Source organism: Demequina sp., assembly GCF_024642165.1.
GTDB lineage: Bacteria > Actinomycetota > Actinomycetes > Actinomycetales > Demequinaceae > Demequina.
Window position 1 is genome coordinate 1 of sequence record NZ_JAHEBP010000068.1, and the last position, 3,222, is coordinate 3,222.

4 protein-coding genes are annotated in these 3,222 nt (G+C 70.2%); all 4 read left to right on the forward strand.

Going from position 1 to position 3,222, the window contains the following annotated elements; all coding sequences use genetic code 11:
• The first annotated feature begins 85 nt into the window (after positions 1-85).
• Positions 86-529 carry a 50S ribosomal protein L13 gene (gene rplM / locus Q0L54_RS07470; RefSeq protein WP_296666718.1) on the forward strand — a complete coding sequence of 148 codons (444 nt, stop codon included), beginning with the start codon at positions 86-88 and terminating at the stop codon, positions 527-529.
• Between the two features lie 25 nt (positions 530-554).
• Positions 555-1,040, forward strand: coding sequence for a 30S ribosomal protein S9 (rpsI, locus tag Q0L54_RS07475; RefSeq protein ID WP_296666720.1), 486 nt, complete (start codon positions 555-557; stop codon positions 1,038-1,040).
• 10 nt (positions 1,041-1,050) lie between these two features.
• Positions 1,051-2,412, forward strand: a complete 1,362-nt coding sequence (gene glmM, locus Q0L54_RS07480) for a phosphoglucosamine mutase (RefSeq protein ID WP_296666722.1) — start codon at positions 1,051-1,053, stop codon at positions 2,410-2,412.
• 74 nt (positions 2,413-2,486) lie between these two features.
• A partial coding sequence (locus tag Q0L54_RS07485; RefSeq protein WP_296666724.1) for a DedA family protein occupies positions 2,487-3,222 on the forward strand: 736 nt, incomplete at its 3' end.

Sequence of the window (3,222 nt, forward strand, 5' to 3'; positions counted from 1 at the left end):
CCACTCGCCTCCGCAGGACCCGCCGACCGAAATGCTTCACGGTGATTCCTCACCGTCCACCAGAACGAGAAAGCAAGGCCTTACAGTGCGTACGTACTCTCCCAAGCCGGGTGACGTGACCAAGAACTGGTACGTCATCGACGCAACTGACGTGGTCCTCGGTCGTCTGGCCTCTCAGGCCGCTTCGCTGCTCCGCGGCAAGCACAAGGCGACGTTTGCGCCCCACGTCGACTCCGGCGACTTCGTCATCGTCATCAACGCAGAGAAGGTGGCCCTCACGGGCGCCAAGCTCACCGACAAGATGGTCTACCGTCACTCGGGCTTTCCGGGTGGCCTCTCCGCCGTCCCGATCGGCGAGCTCCTGGAGAAGAACCCCCGCCGCGTCATCGAGAACGCGGTGAAGGGCATGCTTCCCCGGACCAAGCTCGGCGCCGCCCAGCTCACCAAGCTCAAGGTCTACGCCGGCCCCGAGCACCCCCACGCCGCGCAGCAGCCGCAGGCCTTCGAGATCTCCCAGGTCGCGCAGTAGCGCGCGCCGGAACGCATAAGGATTGATGAAAGTGGCAGAAGTGACGACCGAGGTCGACAACGACACCCCCACCGAGTACACCTCCGAGACCGCCGTCGAGCGTGGCAAGGGCACGTCGAACGTGGCCCCCGGCGCCGGCCTGGGCCGCCGCAAGGAGGCGGTCGCCCGCGTCCGCCTGGTGCCCGGCACCGGCAAGTGGGTCATCAACGGCCGTGAGCTCGAGACCTACTTCCCCAACAAGGTGCACCAGCAGCTGGTGAACTCGCCGTTCGCGCTGCTCGACATCGAGGGCAAGTTCGACGTCCACGCGCGCATCCACGGCGGTGGCCCCTCGGGCCAGGCCGGCGCGCTGCGTCTGGGCGTCTCCCGCGCGCTCAACGAGATCGACGAGGACACCAACCGCGCCGCGCTCAAGAAGGCCGGCTTCCTCACCCGCGACGCTCGCGTCGTGGAGCGCAAGAAGGCGGGTCTCAAGAAGGCCCGTCGCGCACCCCAGTACTCGAAGCGCTGACCTCACGCGCATGGCGCGTCTGTTCGGCACGGACGGTGTCCGGGGCCTCGCGAACCGCGATGTCACCGCTGAGGTAGCCGTCGACCTCTCGGTCGCGGCGGCTCACGTGCTCGCGGAACGCGGCGAGTTCTCCGGTCACCGTCCCGTAGCCGTCATCGGCCGCGACACCCGCGTCTCAGGCGAGTTCCTGGGCGCGGCGGTCGCGGCCGGTCTCGCGTCCGCGGGGGTCGACGTCCTGGACGTGGGAGTGGTCCCCACCCCCGCGATCGCGTATCTCACCGGCTCCACGGGTGCGGACCTGGGCGTGGTCATCTCCGCCTCGCACAACCCCATGCCCGACAACGGCATCAAGTTCTTCGCCCGCGGCGGCCACAAGCTGGACGACTCGGTCGAGGAGGCCATCGAGGCACGGGTGGGCGAGGCCTGGGAGCGGCCCACGGGCTCCGGCGTCGGGCGCATCGTCCCCTCGGCCGCGCTCGCCGACGACTACGTCGCCCACGTGGTGGCCGCCGTCCGCGCCTTCGTCGACGCGCCCGCGCCCCTCGACGGCGTCCACGTGGTGATCGATGCGGCGCACGGCGCCGCGAGCGCCGTGGGCCCGGCTGCCCTCACCGCCGCCGGCGCGCGCGTCAGCGTCATCAACGCCTCGCCCGACGGCCTCAACATCAACGACGGAGTCGGATCCACCCACCTGGGGCCGCTTCAGGCGGCGGTGGTCGAGCTGGGCGCGGACCTGGGGGTCGCCTTCGACGGCGACGCCGACCGCTGCCTCGCCGTGGATCACACCGGCGCGGTGGTCGACGGCGATCAGATCATGGGACTTCTGGCCGTCGCCATGCGCGAGGCCGGCACGCTTTACCGGTCCACGCTGGTGGCGACGGTGATGAGCAACCTGGGACTGCACCAGGCGATGCGTCGCGAGGGCATCGACATCGTGGAGACCGCCGTGGGTGACCGCTACGTGCTCGAGGCCATGCGCGAGGGTGGATACACGCTGGGCGGGGAGCAGTCGGGCCACGTCATCATGTCCGAGCACGCCACCACCGGGGACGGCGTGCTCACCGCGCTGCTCGTGGCGGCCCGCATCGCGAGCCGGGGGCCGCTTCGCACCCAGTGCGCGGGCATCGAGACGCTGCCGCAGGTCCTCATCAACGTCACCAACGCCGATCGCTCCCGCGTGCACACGGACGTCGAGCTGCAGGCGGCGGTCTCCGCCGCCCGCCGCGAGCTGGGCGACTCGGGTCGCGTGCTGCTGCGCCCGTCCGGGACCGAGCCGCTGGTGCGTGTGATGGTCGAGGCGGCGACGGCCGAGGACGCGCGCCGTCACGCCGACGCGCTCGCCGCCGTGGTGCGGGACCGCCTGCGCCTCTGATCGTCCTCACGGATGACGCCTCTCGGGGGATCACCCGATCGCCGGGCGACGGCCCACCTGAGAGACTGATCAACGTGAACGCGATCTGGCACGCTCTGTTCGATTGGATCGACTGGCTCGAGGGGTGGATCCTCACCCTGACCGAGTCGCTGTGGATCTACCCGAGCGTCTTCGCGCTGTCACTCATCGATGGCGTCTTCCCCCTGGTTCCCTCGGAATCCGTGGTGATCGCGACGGCGACGGCGTGGGCGCAGAACGGCACGCCGTGGGTGTGGCTCACGTGGTTCTTCGCGGTGACGGGCGCGTGGTGCGGCGATCAGATCGCCTACTGGATCGGATCCAAGTTCGACGTGCGCAAGCACCCGTTCTTCGCGCGCAAGCGGGTGCGCACCACGCTCGACTGGGCGGAGACCACCCTCGAGAGGCGCGGCACCACGTTCATCATTGCCGCGCGCTTCATCCCCATGGGCCGCGTCGCGGTCAACATCACCGCCGGCGCCCTGCACTATCCGCGCAAGTGGTTCATGGCGGTGGACGCCGTCGCCGTCGCCATCTGGGCGACCTACGGCGTCGCGCTGGGCATCTGGGCCGGGTCGATCTTCGAGAACCTGCTCGTGTCGATCGCCGTGGGGGTGGTGGGCGGCGTGGTCATCGGCATGCTGATCGACAAGGTCCTGCAGCGGCTCGGGTTCGCCGAGCCCGACATGCCGAAGCTCGCCGACGAGATCGAGCAGCGCCTCGTCACCGGCGAGCTCCAGCTGCGACCCACGCGACGCGAGCGCCGCGCCGGCGACCCCGCAGGCGACCCCG

Bases quoted from the DNA above. Each gene is read 5' to 3' on its own strand.
- rpsI (WP_296666720.1), top strand. From the start codon at position 555: ATGAAAGTGGCAGAAGTGACGACCGAGGTCGACAACGACACCCCCACC.
- glmM (WP_296666722.1), top strand. From the start codon at position 1,051: ATGGCGCGTCTGTTCGGCACGGACGGTGTCCGGGGCCTCGCGAACCGC.